This window comes from Nonomuraea sp. NPDC049649, from assembly GCF_040675175.1.
Lineage (GTDB): Bacteria > Actinomycetota > Actinomycetes > Streptosporangiales > Streptosporangiaceae > Nonomuraea.
The window spans coordinates 61,362-79,459 of sequence record NZ_JBFAOH010000005.1 but is presented as its reverse complement, the minus strand read 5'-3'; the positions used below and the strand labels follow the sequence as shown (position 1 = coordinate 79,459).

Below are 18,098 nucleotides of genomic sequence, written 5' to 3'. Positions count from 1 at the left end.
CCACTTCTGCTGTGCTCCCCCGGTCTCGGCGAGACCGGGAAGGGTCCGATTGACATACAGAGACTCTAACTCTGGTTGAAGAACCCGCGTTCCGCGATTCGAGCCTTGTCCTCGGCGGTCACCTCGACATTGGCAGGGGACAACAGGAACACCTTGTTGGTAACACGTTCAATGCTTCCATGTAGGCCAAAGACAAGACCTGCCGCGAAATCAACAAGCCGCTTTGCGTCGCTGTCGACCATCTCGGTCAGGTTCATGATGACGGGCGTGCCGTCACGGAAGTGCTCGCCGATGGTCCGCGCCTCATTGTACGTGCGGGGATGGAGGGTCGTGATCCGGGCCAGGTCGGTGGTGCGACGCTCCAGGACGGTGGTGGCGGGCCGGGGGGCGGGCACGGCCGGGTCGGCCTCCTCGTCCCGCTCCTGGACCGTTACAGCCCGGTCCTCTCCGGTACGCTGCACCTCGTCGTCGTACGGGTAGTCGTCAGGGTAGGTCTCGTACCTCTCGTAGCGGTCGTCCTCCACGAGACCGAGGTAGACCGCCATCTTGCGCATCGCGCCGGCCATCGCTACGTCGTCCTCCTGCTCATGGTCGCACTCGCTCGGGCCTGTCGCCGGGTCCGAGGCGGTAGCCGTACCCCCTTGGAGCTCACCGCTGATCGACCTCTACCGGATCATGGGCCTGAAGACCCACTTGAGGGGACATTACCTGACGAAGAGCTTCCGACGACCGAGCAACGCCGTACCGACCCGTACGTGTGTCGATCCGTGGGCGACGGCCTCGGTCAGGTCGCCGCTCATCCCCGAGGAAATCATCGTGGCACGCGGGTGCCTGTCCTGTACGGCCAGCGCGACATCGCGCAGTCTCGCGAAGGCCGCGGCCGCGTCCCCGCCCAGCGGCGCCACCGCCATGACCCCGCCGAGCACCAGGCCGGGCGTATCGGCGATCAGGTCGGCCAGCTCCGGCACGCCCGCCGGGGCCACGCCGCCGCGCCCCGGCTCGTCGTCGAGCGCCACCTGCACCAGGCAGCGGACCTCCTTGCCCTGCTTGACGGCCTCCTTGCCGATCGCCGTGGCGAGCCGGGCCCGGTCGACCGAGTGGACGACGTCGGCGTAGCGCACCACCGAGCGGACCTTGTTCGTCTGCAGCTGGCCCACGAAGTGCCAGGTCAGCGGCAGGCCCGCGCACTCGGCGGCCTTCGGCGCGGCCTCCTGGTCGCGGTTCTCCCCCACGTCGCGCACGCCCAGCTCGGCCAGGATCCGCACGTCGTCCGCCGGGTACGTCTTGGTCACCGCGATCAGGGTCACCTCGCCGCGGTCGCGCCCGGCCGCCCGGCAGGCCTCGGCGATCCGCTCGTCCACCTCGGCCAGGCGCGAGGCGATCTCTTCCTTTCGCACGCCTCTCCGTTCGCTGCGTTCCAAGATGATCAGTGATCCGCTCCCCGCGGCCGTGCGCTCCACCGGCGGTCGTGGCCGGGCGAGGCTTTCGTCACGGTCCAAGACTAGACGGCGGCCTCGCGCGTACCCGTCCCGGCCCGGAGCGGGGCCCGACACGGCGACGCCGCTCCTGTACCGCCTCACGGGAAGCGGAGGGAGCGGCGGCCGGTCGGGATCTACTTGAGGAAGTCGGGGACGTCCAGTTCCTCCTCCTGCTCCTCGAAGACCACCGGGCGACGTTTGCCGGGCTCCGACATGCGGGAGGTGATGGGCGTGGGCGGGTTGGCGGGCTCCGGGGCGGGGCGCGGGATCGACACCGGGCCGGAGGGCCCGTCAGCGGGCGTCTCGTCGGCCGCGGAGGCCGGGGCGGGCTCCGGGGCGGGCTCGACCGGCCGCACCGGCTCGGGCCGGGGCTCAGGGCGCGGCGCCTCGGCGCGCGGCTCCGTACGCGGCTCGGGCCGGAAGTCGGTGCGGGGCTCCGAGCGGAAGTCCGTACGCGGCTCGGGACGGAAGTCGGTGCGCGGCTCCGGACGGGCGGGCTCCGGCTTCGGCGTCTCGGCGCGCGGCTCCGGGCGGAAGTCCGTACGGGGCTCGGGACGGAAGTCCGTGCGCGGCTCCGCGCGGGCGGGCTCCGGCTTGGGCGGCGCGGGCGTGCTGGAGCGCAGCCCGGACGGCGGCACGCTCGCTGGGCCGCCCGAGCCGCTCGCACCGGATCCGGCGGCGGGACGGCTCTGCGGGCGCGGCAGCTGCTTGTCGGGCGGCGGCAGCTCGTCGAACCCGGCGGCGATCACGGTGACCCGCACCTCGTCGCCGAGCGCGTCGTCGATGACCGTGCCGAAGATGATGTTGGCGTCGGGCGCGGCCGCCATCGACACCAGCTGCGCCGCCTCGTTGATCTCGAACAGGCCGAGGTCGGAGCCGCCCGCGATCGACAGCAGCACGCCGTGGGCGCCGTCGATGCTGGCCTCCAGCAGCGGGCTGGAGACCGCCATCTCGGCGGCGGCCACCGAGCGGTCGTCGCCGCGCGCGTGCCCGATGCCCATCAGCGCCGAACCGGCGCCGGACATGACGGACTTCACGTCGGCGAAGTCGAGGTTGATCAGGCCGGGCGTGGTTATCAGGTCGGTGATGCCCTGCACACCGGAGAGCAGGACCTGGTCGGCGGCCTTGAACGCGTCCAGGACGCTGACCTGCCGGTCGGAGATCGACAGCAGCCGGTCGTTGGGGATCACGATGAGGGTGTCGACCTCGTCGCGCAGGGTCTCGATCCCGGCCTCGGCCTGCATGGCCCGGCGGCGTCCCTCGAAGCTGAACGGCCGGGTGACCACGCCTATGGTCAGAGCGCCCAGGGAGCGGGCGATGTTGGCCACGACGGGCGCGCCGCCCGTGCCGGTGCCGCCGCCCTCGCCCGCCGTGACGAAGACCATGTCGGCCCCCTTGAGGACCTCCTCGATCTCCTCACGGTGGTCCTCGGCCGCCTTGCGGCCCACATCGGGGTTGGCGCCGGCGCCCAGGCCGCGCGTGAGCTCACGGCCCACGTCCAGTTTGACGTCGGCGTCACTCATGAGCAGCGCCTGGGCGTCGGTGTTTATCGCGATGAACTCGACGCCCTTGAGTCCCTCCTCGATCATCCGGTTGACGGCGTTGACTCCGCCGCCGCCGATGCCGACGACCTTGATGACCGCGAGGTAGTTCTGCGGTGCTGCCACGACGAGGGGCCTTTCCGCTCGTTGACTTGCCATTTCGGTGCGGATCGTCTCCGCGTATTCTCAGTTCGGGTAACTCTCAACCTCAAGTTGAGATTTAGATTTATGTCAACCTGAGGAGTGATACGGACAGTAGGAGTTACGCTCCGGGCGGGTCAACTAACCGCGCCGCAAGCACGTCCGGCGTGTCGCGGGCTGTCCGTTTCGCTCCGGCGTCCTGCCTGGTCGGGGAAACTCCCTGCCGTTCTTCACGATCTACAGGCTCTCATGTCGCGCGCGCTGCCCGGCACAGGCTCGGCGACGCGCCGGACGGGAAGTCGCCGCGTTTCCCGGGTACGGGCGACGCTTCGCGGCGTCTTATCCGGAATTGGATCACTTGAGGGTCACCACGTCCGGAGAGCTCACGTCGTACACCTCGGCCTTGCGCTTCAACAGACCGCGCAGGATGCGCGCCTTGGCCTCGGGCCGGTCGGTGCCGCCCCAGACGACCGTCCGGCCGTCGGACAGGCTCAGCGTGACGTCCTCCCCCGTCGTGGCGCTCACCTGGCGGACCCGCCCGGCCAGGCTCGCCGGCAGGCCGCGGACCACGTCCAGCGCCGCCATCGTGGCCGGGTCGCCGGCGGCCGGCCGGGCAACCTTCAGCACCGGCAGCATCGGGGGCGCCACGTCGCGCAGCTCGATCACCACACCGGTCTTGTCGATGACGGCGATCTTGTCTCCGGCGGGGATCTGCGCGACCGGCTCCCGCTCGGCCACCTCGATGCGGAGCGTGACGGGCCAGACGCGGTCGACCTTGGCGGAGGCGACCTGGCGGATCTCGCGGACCCGGCCCTCGACCTCGGCGAGATCGACCGTCGCCAGCGGGTGCAGTTCCGGCACCGCCGCTGCCTCACGGATCACATCAGGCGATAGTGTGACATTTCCCACGATCTCGACGTTCCTGACTCCGAGCACCGGAGAGAAGAACACCAGCCACGCCGCAGTCCCCACCACACCGGCGGTCAGCAGCACCAGGAAGATCTTGCGAGCGGTCACCGCGCCCCCGGCTCAGCGCGACAGCGCGGCGACGATCCGCGGCCCCAGCTCGGTGACATCGCCGGCGCCCATGGTGAGCACGACGTCGCCCGGCCGGGCCCGCTCGGCGACGAAGCCGGGCACCTCCGCCCGGTCCGGCACGTAGGCCACCCGCTCGGCGGGCAGCGGGACCTGCCCGGCCACCAGGGCACCGGAGACGCCCGGCTCGGGATCCTCGCGGGCGCCGTACACGTCCAGCACGATCGCCTCGTCGGCCAGCCCCAGGGCCGCGCCGAACTCGCTGGCGAAGAACCGGGTGCGCGAGTAGAGGTGCGGCTGGAAGATCGCGATGACCCGGCCGTGGCCGGAGTAGGAGGCGACCACGTCGCGCGCCGCCTTCAGGTCGGCGGCCAGCTCGGTCGGGTGGTGGGCGTAGCTGTCGATCACCACGACCCCGCCGGCCTCGCCCTTGGCCTCGAAGCGCCGCTTGGCGCCGGTGAAGGCCGCCAGCCCGTCTCTGATGTCCTCGAACGGCAGCCCCAGCTCGTCGGCCACGGCGATCACCGCGGTGGCGTTGAGCGCGTTGTGGGCGCCCGGGACGGCCAGCCGCACCTCGCCCTTGCTCGCGCCCGGCCCCTCGACGGTGAAGAGGGTGCCGAACCCGTCGGGCCGGACCTCGGTGATCCGGTAGTCGGCGTCGGTCCCGTACGTCACCACGCGCTTGCCGCGGCGGCGCGCCACCTCGGCCACCTCGGCCGCGCCGGGATCGTCGGCGCAGGCCACGAGAAGCGTGCCGACCCGGTCGACGAACCGGGCGAAGCTGTCGTGCACGGCGTGCGGGTCGCCGTAGTTGTCGAGGTGGTCGGCCTCCACGTTGGTGACCACGGCGATCTCCGGTGCCAGCATGAGGAAGGAGCCGTCGCTCTCGTCGGCCTCGGCCACGAACACCCGGCCCGAGCCCTCGTCGGCGCCCAGCCCGGTGGTGACGAGCTGGCCGCCCACGCAGTAGGACGGGTCGGCGCCGCACTTCTGCAGGGCGACGGTGAGCATCGAGGTGGTGGTGGTCTTGCCGTGGGTGCCGGCGATCGCCACACCGGTCCGGCCGGCCATCACCGAGGCGAGCGCGGCGGCCCGCGGGATGACCCGGAGCCGCTGCTTGAGCGCCTCGCCCAGCTCGGGGTTGGAGTCGCGGATGGCGGTGGACACGACCACGGTGTCGATGTCCTTGATGTGGGAGGCGGCGTGCCCGATGTGCACGGTGGCGCCCAGCTCGCGCAGCTCGGTGACCAGGTCGCTGCTGCGGGCGTCGCTGCCGGACACGCGGACCCCGCGCTTGAGCAGAATGCGCGCGATGCCGGACATTCCCGACCCGCCGATGCCGATGAAGTGGACCCGGCCCAGATCTTCGGCGGCGACGGGATCGACCAGCTTGACGAGACTCATCGGGCTATCTCCAACACTTTCCTGGCGAGAATGGTGTCCGCGTCCTTCGTGCCCAGCGCCGAGGCGGCCTCCGACATGGCGGCGACGCGTTCGGGGTCGTGCAGGAGGGGCAGCAGATGATCGGTGATCCATCCGGCTGACAGCTCGGCGTCGTCCACCAGCACCCCGCCCCCGGCCGCGGTGACGCGCTCGGCGTTGATCCGCTGCTCGCCGTTCCCGTGCGGGAGCGGCACGTACGCGGCGGGCAGGCCGACGGCGGTCAGCTCGGCACAGGTGAGCGCGCCGCTGCGGCACAGCACCAGGTCGGCGGCGGCGTAGGCGAGGTCCATCCGGGTGACGTACGGCAGCAGGACGTACTGGGGGTCGCCGGGCGGCGGCTCGTGGTCGACGGTGTTCTTGGCCCCGACCACGTGCAGCACCTGGACGCCCGCGGCGCGCAGGGCGGGCGCGGCGGCCAGCGCGGCCTCGTTGATCGACCGGGCGCCCTGGGAGCCGCCGAAGACCAGCAGCGTGGGCCGGTGGGTCTGCAGGCCGAACCAGGAGCGGGCCTTGTCGCCCATGGACAGCCGGTCCAGCTCGACGATCTCGCGGCGCAGCGGGGTGCCGATGTACTCGGCCCTGGGGAGCGCGCCCCCGTCGGGGAAGCCGGTGAAGACGTGGTCGGTGAGCTTGGCGCCGAGCCGGTTGGCCAGGCCCGGCCGGGGGTTGGCCTCGTGCACCACGATCGGCAGGCCGCGCCGCTTGGCCGCGAGGTAGGCGGGGGTGGCGACGTAGCCGCCGAAACCGACCAGGATGTCGGCCTGGACCCGGTCGAGCACGGCGGCGACCGCGTTGACCGCCCCGGCGAGGCGGCCGGGGACGGTGAGCAGCTGCGGCGTGAGCGTCCGGGGCAGCGGCACGGCGGGCACCAGCTCCAGGTCGTAGCCCCGGGCCGGGACGAGCCGGGTCTCCAGCCCGCGCTCGGTGCCCACGCAGGTGACGCCGATGCTCGCGTCGAGGCGGCGCAGCGCGTCGGCAAGGGCGAGCGCCGGCTCGATGTGCCCGGCCGTGCCACCACCGGCGAGGACCACCCTCATGTCGGTCACTCCCTAACGTCTTCCTCGGCCTCTGGTCATACCCCCCAGGCCAAGCCAGCTTAGGGCCCGGACGGCCGGTCCGGGGCCACGCGCCGCCAGAGCCTCGCGCGCCCCCGGCTCCCGCTTGGCGAACGACAGCAGCATGCCCAGCGCGGCGAGCGTCGGCAGCAGCGCCGACCCCCCGTAGGAGACCAGCGGCAGCGGGATGCCGGTGATCGGCAGGACCCCGAGCACGGCCCCCATGTTGACGATGGCCTGGCCGACGATCCAGGCCACGATGGCCACGGAGACCAGCCGGACGAACGCGTCGTCGACCCGGGCGGCCACCCGCAGCCCCGCGTACCCGAGCAGGCCGAAGAGCGCGACCACCAGCAGCGTGCCCATCAGCCCGAGCTCCTCGCCGAGGATGGCGAAGATGAAGTCGCTCTCGCCGTGGGGCAGCCAGTCCCACTTCTGCCTGCTGTTGCCGAGCCCCAGCCCGAACCAGCCGCCGGAGCCCATCGCGATCTGCCCCTGCACGGCCTGGTAGCCCGCGCCCTGCGCGTCGGCCCACGGATCGAGGAAGGCGCCCATGCGGGCCACCCGGTACGGCTCCACGGTGATCATGATCACCGCGGCCAGCACGGCGAGCGACAGGATGCCGCCGAACAGCTTGACCGGCGCCCCCACCGTCCACAGCAGCGCCAGGAAGATCAGGAACAGCACGAGCGTGGTGCCGAGGTCGCTGCCGAGCATCACCAGAATGGCCAGGATGGCCACGCCGGGCAGCAGCGGGATGAGCAGCTGCCGCCACTCAATGCGGCCCTTGCGGGCCCGCCGCGCCAGCAGGTCGGCCCCCCACAGCGCCAGCCCGAGCTTGGCCGGCTCGGACGGCTGGACAGTGAAGGGGCCGATGTAGATCCAGCGCTGCGCGCCCAGCTCGGACGCGCCGACGAACAGCACCAGGACCAGCGCGATGATCGACAGCGCCATCAGCGGGTAGCCCATCCAGCGGAAGAACCGGTACGGCAGCCGCGTGCAGAGCCACATGAGGGGCAGCGCCACGGCCGCCGACATCGACTGCTTGACGAACCAGTAGAACGGGTCGCCGACCTCCTGCAGCGCCTCGATGCTGGAGGCGGAGAGCACCATCATCAGCCCGAGCGCCAGCAGCAGCATGCTGCACCCGAGGATCAGGTAGTAGGTGGCCAGCGGCTTCTCCAGCAGCTCCTTGAGCGTGCCGAGCCGCTCGCGGGCCCAGGTCGCCGGGTGCTGCGTCGCGGCGGGCGGGACCTGCTCGCCGCGCTCGCCGGTCGCCGTGCTCACGAGCCCGCCTCCAGGGCGCGTACGGCTCGCGCGAAGGCCTCCCCTCGGGCCGGGTAGCCGGGGAACATGTCCAGTGAGGCCCCCGCCGGGGAGAGCAGCACGGTGTCCCCGGGGGAGGCCAGGCGCGAGGCTTCGGTCACGACACGGTCCATCACCCCAGTGTCCTGACCATCGATGTCCACGACGGGGACATTCGGCGCGTGTCGCGCGAGAGCTTCGGCGACCCTGGCCCGGTCGGCGCCGAGCAGCACGGCCCCGCGCAGCCGCGGCGCGGCCTGCCGGACCAGGTCGTCCACGTCGGCGCCCTTGAGCTGGCCGCCGGCCACCCAGACGATCGACGGGTAGGACGCCAGCGCGGCCGCGGCGGCGTGTGGGTTGGTGGCCTTGGAGTCGTCCACGTAGTCGACCGCGCCGACCCGGGCCACGTGTGCCAGCCGGTGCGGGTCGGGCGTGAAGTCACGCAGCCCTCGCCGTACCGCCTCCGCGGGCACGCCGAACGCGCGGGCCAGCGCGGCGGCGGCGAGGGCGTTGGCGACGTTGTGCGGCGCGAGCGGGCGCACGTCGGCGAGCGTGGCGAGCTCCTCCGCCGCCTCCACCGGGTCGGCGACGAAGGCCCGGTCGACGAGCAGGTCCTCGACCAGCCCGATCTGCCCGGGGCCGGGGACGCGCAGGGTGAACCCGACCGCGCCCGGGTACGGCCCGGCCAGCCGGGCGCAGGTGGGGTCGTCGGCGTTGTAGATCACGGTGCCGGCCCGCTCGAACAGGCGCCCCTTGTCGGCCGTGTACGCCTCCATCGAGCCGTGCCAGTCGAGGTGGTCGGGCGCCACGTTGAGCACCGCCGCGGCGTGCGGGGCGAGCGTGCCCGACCAGTGGAGCTGGAAACTGGACAGCTCGACCGCGAGGACGTCGTACGGCTCGCGCACGGCCTCCACGACGGGCACGCCCACGTTGCCGACGGCGGCGGCCTTGTGGCCGGCGGCGCTCAGCATGGCCGTGAGCATGCGCACGGCGGTGGTCTTGCCGTTGGTGCCGGTGAGCGCCAGCCAGGGCGCGGGCTCGGCGGGCCGCAGCCGCCAGGCCAGCTCCACCTCGCCGACCACCTCGACGCCCGCCGCCAGCGCCGCGGCGATCAGCGGGTGGTGCGGCGCCCAGCCGGTGGTGACCAGCCGGGCGGCGCCCTCGGGCAGCGCCAGGGGGCCGAACCGGACCTCGACCCCCCGGCCGGACAGCTCGGCGGCGGCGGCCCGCTGCCGCTCTCCGTCGCCGGACTCCACGACCACGACGCGCTCGCCCCGCCCGGCCAGCGCCCGGGCCGCGGCGATGCCGGAGACGCCCAGCCCGGCGACGCAGGTGACACTCATCAGCGGGGCATCCATTCGACGTAGAACAGGCCGAGCCCGAGCGCCGCGCAGAGACCGGCGATCAGCCAGAAGCGGACCACGATCGTGGTCTCTGCCCAGCCCTTGAGCTCGAAGTGGTGCTGCAGCGGCGCCATCCGGAACACCCGTTTGCCGGTCATCTTGAAGAAGCCCACCTGGATGATCACCGACAGCGTGATGATCACGCACAGCCCGGCGAGGAGGATGAGCAGCAGCTGGGTGCGGGTGGCGATGGCCAGACCGGCCAGCACGCCGCCGAGCGCCAGCGAGCCGGTGTCGCCCATGAAGATCTTCGCGGGCGGGGCGTTCCACCACAGGAAGCCGACGAGCGCGCCGAGCACCGCGGCGGCCACCACTGCCAGGTCGAGCGGGTCGCGCACCCAGTAGCAGTTGGGGCCGAGCTGGTCGATGCAGTTGTTGCGGAGCTGCCAGTTGCCGATCAGCACGTACGCGCCGAGCACCACGCCGGTGGCGCCACTGGCCAGGCCGTCGAGGCCGTCGGTGAGGTTCACCGCGTTGGAGAACCCGACGATCATGATGAGCACCCAGATGGTGAACCCGACGATGCCGATGGACGGGCCGAAGTCGCGCAGGAACGACAGCCGGGGCTCGGCGGGGGTGATCTGGTAGATGTTCGGCTGCTGGGTGACCAGCACGGCGAAGATCGCGCCCACGATGAGCTGGCCGAAGGCCTTGGCGCCGCTGCGCAGGCCGAGGCTGCGCTGCTTGTAGATCTTGATGAAGTCGTCGAGGAAGCCGACGGCGCCGAGCCCGGTCATCAGGAACAGCACGAGCAGGCCGGAGACGGTGACCGGCTCCAGCGTGGCCAGGTGGGAGGCGCCGTAGGCGAGCAGCGAGGCGAGCACGATGACGGTGCCGCCCATGGTGGGGGTGCCGCGCTTGCCCTGGTGGCCGGACGGGCCCTCCTCGCGGATCTCCTGGCCGTAACCGCGCCTGGAGAACACCCGGATGGCCAGGGGGGTGCCGAGCATCGACAGGACGAGGCCCACGGCGCCGGCGATGATGATGTTCGTCACCGGCCCGCACCTTCCAGCAGCAGCTCGGCGGTGCGCTCCAGCTCCATGGCCCGCGGCCCCTTGACGAGCACCACGTCACCGGGCCGCAGCCACGGGCCGAGCTCGGCGGCGGCCGCCGCGGCGTCGGGCACGTGGACGATGTGCGGCGGGGGCGCGCCCGGGGGGCCGCTCCGCTGGGCTTCCTCGGCCCCGGCGCGGGCGCCTTCGAGGACCGGGCCGGCGTCGGGCCCCGCCACGACGATCCCGGCCAGGCCGCCGGCGCCGGCCAGGCGGCCGGTCTCGAAGTTCAGTGCGGCGCTCTCCTCGCCCAGCTCGCGCAGGGAGGCGATGACGGCGAAGCGGCGCCGGCCGCGCCCGAGCACGGCGAGCGCCTCGAAGGCGGCCCGCATCGAGTCGGGGTTGGCGTTGTAGGCGTCGTTGACGATCGTCACGCCGTCGGGGCGGTCGGTGACCTCCATCCGCCACCGGCTGCGCGGCTCGGCCGCCGACAGCTCCTCGGCGATGGCGGCGACGGGCAGGCCCACCTCATAGGCCGCGGCGGCGGCGGCCAGCGCGTTGCTCACCGCGTGTCCCCCGTACAGCCGGAGCTTGACCGGCGCGGAGCCGGAGGGGGTGCGGAGCGTGAACGCGGCGCGCCCGCGCTCGTCGGCGGTGACGTCCTCGGCGCGGATGGCGGCGTGCTCGCTCCGCCCGAACGTGAGGGTCCGCGCGTCGGTGCGCGCGGCCATCGCGCGCACCAGCGGGTCGTCGGCGTTCAGCACGGCGACGCCGGTGCGCGGCAGCGCCTCGACCAGCTCGCCCTTGGCCTTGGCGATGGCCTCCTGGCCGCCGAACTCGCCGAGGTGGGCGGTGCCGACGTTGAGCACCACGCCGATCGATGGCGGGGCGATGCGGGCCAGGTCGGCGATGTGGCCGATGTGGCGGGCGCTCAGCTCCAGCACCAGATAGCGGGTGGCGGCGTCGGCCTTGAGCACGGTGAGCGGGTGGCCGATCTCGTTGTTGTGGTTGCCCGCCGGGGCGATGGTCGGGCCGACCCTGGCGGTCAGCCGCGCCAGCAGGTCCTTGGTCGTGGTCTTGCCCGCGGAGCCGGTCACGCCGATCACGGTCGCCTTCGGCAGCGACGCGGCCTGCGCGGTCGCCAGCGCGGCCAGCGCCGCCGTCGTGTCGGGCACGATCACGGCGGGCGCCTCGACGGGGCGGCCGGCCAGCACCGCCACGGCGCCGTCCCGCACGGCCTGCGCCGCGTAGTCGTGCCCGTCGGCCCGGGCGCCTCTGAACGCGACGAAGAGGGATCCCGGCTCCACGGCCCGCGAGTCGATCACGACGGGGCCGCGCACCACGGCGCGGGGGTCGGCCATGCCTGACAGCGCGCCCGAGGTTATCTCGGCGATCCTGGCCAGAGGCAACGGGATCATTCGTGCTTCCTGCTTTCCTTGCGTGCGTCGATCGCTGCGGCGACCACCTCCCTGTCGTCGAAGGGGATCACCTCACCTGAAACGTACTGGCCCTGCTCGTGGCCCTTGCCTGCCACGACTATGACGTCACCGCGCGCGGCGCGGTTCACCGCGAGGTCGATGGCGGCCGCGCGGTCGGGCTCAATGATCACATGAGCGCGCTCCTCACGGGGAACCCGCAGGACTCCTTCCATCATCGCGGCGAGGATGGCCAGCGGATCCTCCGAGCGGGGGTTGTCACTGGTGAGAACCGCCACATCGGCCAGCCGGGCGGCGGCCTCGCCCATGAGCGGGCGTTTGCCCCGGTCGCGGTCGCCGCCGCAGCCGAGCACGACGGTGAGCCGGCCCGCGGTCACCTCGCGCAGCGAGTGCAGCACCGACTCCACCGCGCCGGGTTTGTGCGAGTAGTCGACGATCGCGGTGAACGCGTCGCCGGGGCCGGTCACCCGTTCCATCCGGCCCGGCACGCCGGTGAGTGCGCCCACGCCGTGCACCGCGGTCTGCAGCGGCACCCCGGCCTCGACCAGAGTGACGACGGCGCCGAGCGCGTTGGCGACGTTGAACGGGCCGGGCAGCGCGATCTGCGCGTCGGCCTCGACGCCGCCGGGGCCGACGATCCGGAAGGCGCTGCCGTCGGCACCGAGCCGGACGTCGAGCGCCCGCCACTCCGCGTCCGGGTCGCCCTGGGCGGAGAACGTGGTCATCGGGACCTTGGCCAGGCGCAGCAGCTCCCGCCCGTGAGGGTCGTCGACATTGGTCACGCCGATCCGGCTCAGCTCGGGCTGAAAGAGCCTGGCCTTGGTGGCGAAGTAGTCGTCGAAGTCCTTGTGGAAGTCGAGGTGGTCCTGCGACAGGTTGGTGAACAGCGCCACGTCGTAGAAGATCCCGTCGATGCGGTTGAGCGCCAGCGCGTGACTGGAGACCTCCATCGCGGCGGCGGTGACGCCCTGCTCGCGCATGAGCCCGAACAGGCCGTGCAGCTCCGACGCCTCCGGCGTGGTGAGCCGGGGCTCGAAACACAGGTCGCCGGCGTGGATCTCGACGCCGCCCACCAGGCCGGTCCGCAGGCCCGCCGCGCGCAGCCCCGCCTCCAGCAGGAACGTGGTGGTGGACTTGCCGCTGGTGCCGGTGACGCCGAGCACCGCGATGTCCTGGGCCGGGTGGCCGTAGACCCAGGCGGCGACCTGGCCCAGCAGGGACCGCGGGTCGGTCACGACGAGCACCGGCAGGCCGGTGGCGACGGCGGCCTCGCGGCCCGCCGGATCGGTCAGGACGGCCACGGCGCCGCGGGCCATGGCATCGGCGGCGAAGTCGGCGCCGTGCGCGCGCTCACCGCGGAGCGCGACGTAGAGATCTCCGCGCCGGACCTGGCGGGAGTCGTGGGTGACGCCGGTGATCGCGGCATGCGGCGACCGCGCGGTGCCGGTCTCGGCATCGAGCATGGTCGCCAGCGCGGTCAGCGGGCGCGGCGGGCTTTCGGTCGGACGCATGGACGGGGGTCGCACGGCGGCAGCGTATCCTTCTCCGTCACTGCCCCGCGCGTGCGCGCGCCGCCGGCTGCCCGGACGCGGCCGAGCCTGTAGGCGGGATCTTCCTGCTCTTGAGGGCGAACGTCATCACATCCTTGAACACCGGGGCCGCGAGCTGCCCGCCGTAGTGGCCCTTCTTCGGGTCCTGCAGCACCGACAGCACCACCAGACGGGGCGCGTCGGCGGGCGTGAACCCGACGAACGAGGCGGTGTAGCCGTCGTAGCGGCCGAGTTCGGCATCGTAGCGGTTGGCGGTGCCCGTCTTGCCCGCCACCCGATAACCGGGGATGGCGGCCAGCTCTCCGGTGCCCTCCTCGCCGACCGCCCTCTCCAGCATGGCGGTGATCTCCTTGGCCGTGGTGGTGCTGATGACCCGGGTCTTCTTCCCCGGCCCGGCCGGCGTGAACGTGCCGTCGGGGGCGGTGACCCCCGCGACGATGCGCGGCTCGATCCGGACGCCGCCGTTGGCGATCGTCTGGTAGACGCTGGCCAGCTGGAGCGCGGTCACGGACACGCCCTGACCATATGCGATGGTGCAGGCCTGACTGCCCGACCACTTGTCGTGGGACGGCAGCAGGCCCGCCCCGGCGCCCGGCATGCCGCCGCCCGGCTTGGCGCCGAACCCGAACGCCTTGAGCATCTCGTACAGGTTCTTGCTGCCCACCCGGCGCGCCGCCATGACCGTGGCGACGTTGCTGGACTGGGCCATCGCCTCGGAGAACGTCATGTCCTCCGGCGGGTGCGGGTGGGCGTCGTGCAGCACCCGGTCGTAGCACTGGATGCGGTCCTTCACGTGGAAGACCGTGTCGGGCTCGACCACGCCGGCCTCCAGCGCCGCCGCCGCCGTGATCACCTTGTTGGTGCTGCCGGGCTCGAACACGTCGGAGGCGGCCCGGTTCAGATAGCGGTGCTGGGGGGCCTCGCGCCAGTTCCTCAGGTCGAGCTCGGGGGCGTTGGCGATGGCGACGACGTCGGCGGTGCGCACGTCCATGACGATGACGGTGCCGCTGCTCGCGCCCGACGCCTCGACCTGCTCGGTGATCACCTTCTGGGCGGCCCACTGGATGTCGCGGTCGATCGTCAGGCGCACGTCGCTGCCGTCGACCGGGGGCGTGCGCTGGCTGCCCGTCATCGGGATGCGCTGCCGGTCGCGGCCGGTCTCTATGCGCAGCTCGCCGTCGCGCCCGGCCAGCACGGAGTTCTTCACCTGCTCGATGCCGGTCAGGCCGTCCTTGTCGTCGCCGACGAACCCGATCAGGCTGCCCGCCAGGTCGCCGCCCGGATAGACCCGGCGGAAGGTGCTCTTCGCATGGAGCGACGGGATCGGCTCCTTGAGCAGCCGGTCCGCCACGGGCGGGGCGACGCCCCTGGCCAGCAGCTGGTAGCGGGAGTCGGACTTGGCCAGCTTGGCGGCCATCTCCTCCACCGGCTTGCCCAGATGGCGGGCGAGCAGCGAGGCCACGGGCTGCCTGACCTCCGCCGGGATCTTGCTGGGGTCGATGGAGATGTCGCGCGCCTCGACGGTGTGGGCCAGGTTGTGGCCGTTGACGTCGGTGATGGCGCCGCGCTTGGCCGGGATCTCCTCGACGTGCAGCCGCTGCTTGGTGGCCGCCGCCTCGTACACCTTGGAGTCCAGGCCCTGCATCTGGATCAGGCGGCCCGCGAAGATCGACAGGATGAAGGTCATGCCGATCAGGCCGATGCTGATGCGCCTCCTGGGGTTGCCGAGGCGGAGCACCATCGGCGGCCTCGGCGGAGGCGGCTTGCGTCCCCCGCCGCCCGCGCGGGGCCGCGGCCCGTCCTGCGGGCCGCGCCGCGCGCCCTCGCCGGCGCGGGTGCCCCCACGGCCACCCGCGCCCGGCCCCTCGCCCCTGGTCCGCCGTACGGGACCATCGGCCTGACTGCGCCTGGCCCGGTCGTCACGGCCCCGGGCGTCACCCCGTACCCGATCCTGCGACGGCCGCCGGGCGGCGTCGGACGGGCGTCGCCGGAACGCGTCCTCCTGCCGCCCCTCGTCCCGTCCACGGGACGGACCGGCGTCACCCTCCGCGCGGGCCCTGTTCCCCTGCGGCGCACGCCCCCGGGGCGAACCGGCATCGGCCTCCGCACGAGACCTTTGAGAAGCGCCACCCCGGGACGGGCCGGCGTCGCCCTCGCTACGGGACCTGCTCCCCTGAGAAGCGCGGGCGTCACCCTCGGCACGAGGCCTGCTGCCCTGCGCGGTACGGCCCCGAGACGGGGCGGCGTCACCCGCCGCGCGGGACCTGCTCCGGGACGGGCCGGCGTCGCTCTCCGTACGGGATCTGCTCCGGGACGGGGCGGCGTCGCTTTCCGTGCGGCGGGGGCTCTCGTCCTGGCGCGTACGGGGGCGTGACGGTTTGCGGGCTTTCCCCGGGTCTTTCTCCTCGCCGCGGGATCTTCCGGTCGCGGGACGGTCCCCCTCGGGAGATCGCGCGCCTGAACGGTCGCTCTGGTCGCGTGAGCGCTTTCCTTGCCGGGAGCCGCGTTCGCCCGAGTCGTCCTGGGAGCGGCCGTCCTCGCCGAAGGGGAGGTGGAAGGGGTCGTCGGAGGACGAGGAACGGCCCGTACGCCCGGACCGTCCCGAACCGCCGGGCGTACGACGAACGGCGCCGGGCCCTCCCTGAGGGCCGGCGCCGCCGCGACCGGGGCCCTGTCCCCTGCCGCCGGAGTCTCTCACCGTGCCGGGCCTGCCTGACTGGAGCTCTCGAGGGTGTTGATCTCGTTCCAGTCGCGGCGCAGACCGAGGTCCTCGGCCCGCTCGGCGACCCTGCCGGGCAGCTTCTCCTCCTCGATCTTGCGCTGGAGGTCCTCGTTCTGCTGGCGGGCGGTGGAGATCTCGTCCACCAGGTTGGAAGCGGTCATCGAGTCCTGCGCCAGGACCGTGTTGAGGAGCAGCAGCGTGACCAGGCCGCCGCAGAGCAGCCCGACGACGAGCAGCACGAAGGGGGCGCGCTGGCGGCGCACCGGCCGCCCGATGGCCGCACGCCGCGGCTCCGGGCTCGCGTGGGGACGCTTGCGCGCGCCGGTCCGGGGCCGCTCGGTGACGGTACGCGACGCGCCGGCGCCGCCCGCCACGCGCTCACGGGTCCCGGCCTTACCGCGCTCCTCCCGTACATCGGACCCGGCACCCGCACGACCACGCACCCCGGCCTTCGCACCCGCCGCCCGCTCACGGACACCGGCACCACGGCCGCCGGCCTCCGCACCGGCCGCCCGCTCACGGACACCGGCCGCGCCACGGGCACCCCGCGCACGAGCGTCCGCACCCGCCTCGGCAGCGCCACTCGCGCCGCGCGTACGAGCATCCGTCGCCGCCGCACGACTACGGACACCGGCCGCGCCGCGGGTACCCCGCGCGCGAGCATCCGCATCCGCTCCGGCGGTGGCACTCGTGCCGCGTGTACGAGCATCCGTGCCCGCCGCACGACCACGGGCATCGGTCGCGGCACGACCGCCGCGGCCACGGGCAGGGGCCGGGCGGGCGTCGCGGGAGGTGGAGTCCGTGCCGCGGGTGCTGCCCGGGCGCGGGGACGACGGGCGCGCGAGAGGGTCGTCGGCGCGGGAGCGGCGCCTGGCCGTGTCGGTGCGCGGCTGCGGGACGGGCTTGGCCGGGTGCGGCGGCTCGGGCCTGCGCTGCCCGGCCCGGGCCCCGGTCGCGGGCGCGGCGCCGCGGACGGGCGCGCCCCGCCTGGTCTCCTGCTCAGTCCTGGTCGTCAACACGGATCCTCTCTGCGGCCCTGAGCCGGGCCGAAGCCGCCCGCGGGTTGCGGGCCAGCTCTTCGTCGCTGGGGAGCTCGGCTCCCCTCGTCAGGGTGCGGAACCGCGGCTGGTGGGCCGGCAACGGGACGGGCAGCCCGGGCGGGCTGGTGTCCTTGGTCCGCGCGGTGAGGATCCGCTTGGTGAGCCGATCCTCCAGCGAGTGGTAGGAGAGCACGACCGCTCTCCCGCCCAGCGCCAGTGCGTCGAGCGCGGCGGGCAGCGCCACCTCCAGGGCGGCGAGTTCGCCGTTCACCTCGATGCGCAGCGCCTGGAAAGTCCTCTTGGCGGGGTTTCCCCCGGTGCGCCGGGTGGCGGCCGGGATCGCGTCCCTGACGAGATCCGCGAGCCGCTTGGTCGACGTGATGGGCGCTCTGGCCCGTTCCTTGACGATGAGGCCGGCGACGCGCCCCGCGAAGCGCTCCTCGCCGTAGTCGCGCAGGATCCTGGTGAGCTCGGCGGCGGAGTAGGTGTTGACCACCGTCTCGGCGGTGAGCTCCTGGCTGGTGTCCATCCGCATGTCGAGCGGGGCGTCATAGGAGTAGGCGAACCCGCGCGCCGCCTCGTCGAGCTGCGGCGAGGACACACCGAGGTCGAACAGCGCCCCGTCGATGGTGGTGCGCCCGGCGTCGGCCAGCACGGCGCTCAGTTCGTCGGACGAGGCGTGGACCAGCGTGGTGCGCCCGGCGTACGGGGCGAGCCTGCGCGTGGCGTGCTCGATGGCGAAAGGGTCGCGGTCGATCCCGATCACGTGAAGTGTGGGGTGGGCGGCGAGCAGGGCCTCGGTGTGGCCGCCGAGCCCGAGGTTGGCGTCGACGACGACGGGGTCGGGGCCCGAGGCGGACGTGGCGATGGCCGGCTCCAGCAGCTCCAGAACGCGGTCGAGCATGACCGGAACGTGACCGTCCGTGCCGACGTCGTCGTGCATCTCCAACCCCCCCT

14 protein-coding genes are annotated in these 18,098 nt (G+C 73.1%); all 14 read right to left on the bottom strand.

What is annotated here, in order from left to right:
- Positions 1–65: 65 nt before the first annotated feature.
- Positions 66–566, bottom strand: a complete 501-nt coding sequence (gene sepF, locus AB0J42_RS09235) for a cell division protein SepF (protein ID WP_364290649.1) — start codon at positions 564–566, stop codon at positions 66–68.
- Between the two features lie 138 nt (positions 567–704).
- The gene (locus AB0J42_RS09230; RefSeq protein ID WP_364290647.1) at positions 705–1,397 is read right to left on the bottom strand and encodes a YggS family pyridoxal phosphate-dependent enzyme; all 693 of its coding nucleotides are present in this window, start codon (positions 1,395–1,397) and stop codon (positions 705–707) included.
- A 215-nt stretch (positions 1,398–1,612) separates the two neighbouring features.
- Positions 1,613–3,145, bottom strand: coding sequence for a cell division protein FtsZ (gene ftsZ / locus AB0J42_RS09225; protein ID WP_364290645.1), 1,533 nt, complete (start codon positions 3,143–3,145; stop codon positions 1,613–1,615).
- Positions 3,146–3,514: 369 nt separating this feature from the next.
- Complete coding sequence (locus AB0J42_RS09220) at positions 3,515–4,177, bottom strand: FtsQ-type POTRA domain-containing protein (RefSeq protein WP_364290644.1); 663 nt, start codon at positions 4,175–4,177, stop codon at positions 3,515–3,517.
- Positions 4,178–4,189: 12 nt separating this feature from the next.
- The gene (murC, locus tag AB0J42_RS09215; RefSeq protein WP_364290642.1) at positions 4,190–5,599 is read right to left on the bottom strand and encodes a UDP-N-acetylmuramate--L-alanine ligase; all 1,410 of its coding nucleotides are present in this window, start codon (positions 5,597–5,599) and stop codon (positions 4,190–4,192) included.
- Positions 5,596–6,675: an undecaprenyldiphospho-muramoylpentapeptide beta-N-acetylglucosaminyltransferase gene (gene murG / locus AB0J42_RS09210; RefSeq protein ID WP_364290640.1), complete on the bottom strand. Its 1,080-nt coding sequence runs from the start codon at positions 6,673–6,675 to the stop codon at positions 5,596–5,598. The genes murC and murG overlap by 4 nt, the downstream gene beginning before the upstream one ends.
- 12 nt (positions 6,676–6,687) lie before the next feature.
- The gene (gene ftsW / locus AB0J42_RS09205; protein ID WP_364290638.1) at positions 6,688–7,980 is read right to left on the bottom strand and encodes a putative lipid II flippase FtsW; all 1,293 of its coding nucleotides are present in this window, start codon (positions 7,978–7,980) and stop codon (positions 6,688–6,690) included.
- Positions 7,977–9,341, bottom strand: a complete 1,365-nt coding sequence (gene murD / locus AB0J42_RS09200) for a UDP-N-acetylmuramoyl-L-alanine--D-glutamate ligase (RefSeq protein ID WP_364290636.1) — start codon at positions 9,339–9,341, stop codon at positions 7,977–7,979. Before murD ends, ftsW begins: the two co-directional genes overlap by 4 nt.
- On the bottom strand, positions 9,341–10,396 hold the full coding sequence (gene mraY, locus AB0J42_RS09195) for a phospho-N-acetylmuramoyl-pentapeptide-transferase (RefSeq protein ID WP_364290634.1): 1,056 nt from the start codon (positions 10,394–10,396) through the stop codon (positions 9,341–9,343). The genes murD and mraY overlap by 1 nt, the downstream gene beginning before the upstream one ends.
- Positions 10,393–11,811: a UDP-N-acetylmuramoyl-tripeptide--D-alanyl-D-alanine ligase gene (murF, locus tag AB0J42_RS09190; RefSeq protein ID WP_364290632.1), complete on the bottom strand. Its 1,419-nt coding sequence runs from the start codon at positions 11,809–11,811 to the stop codon at positions 10,393–10,395. Before murF ends, mraY begins: the two co-directional genes overlap by 4 nt.
- On the bottom strand, positions 11,808–13,340 hold the full coding sequence (locus tag AB0J42_RS09185; RefSeq protein ID WP_364291110.1) for a UDP-N-acetylmuramoyl-L-alanyl-D-glutamate--2,6-diaminopimelate ligase: 1,533 nt from the start codon (positions 13,338–13,340) through the stop codon (positions 11,808–11,810). Before AB0J42_RS09185 ends, murF begins: the two co-directional genes overlap by 4 nt.
- Positions 13,341–13,377: 37 nt before the next feature.
- Positions 13,378–15,120, bottom strand: coding sequence for a penicillin-binding protein 2 (locus AB0J42_RS09180; protein WP_364290630.1), 1,743 nt, complete (start codon positions 15,118–15,120; stop codon positions 13,378–13,380).
- A gap of 953 nt (positions 15,121–16,073) precedes the next feature.
- Complete coding sequence (locus AB0J42_RS09175) at positions 16,074–17,117, bottom strand: hypothetical protein (RefSeq protein WP_364290628.1); 1,044 nt, start codon at positions 17,115–17,117, stop codon at positions 16,074–16,076.
- Positions 17,101–18,084: a 16S rRNA (cytosine(1402)-N(4))-methyltransferase RsmH gene (gene rsmH, locus AB0J42_RS09170; RefSeq protein WP_364290626.1), complete on the bottom strand. Its 984-nt coding sequence runs from the start codon at positions 18,082–18,084 to the stop codon at positions 17,101–17,103. The genes AB0J42_RS09175 and rsmH overlap by 17 nt, the downstream gene beginning before the upstream one ends.
- Positions 18,085–18,098: the final 14 nt, after the last annotated feature.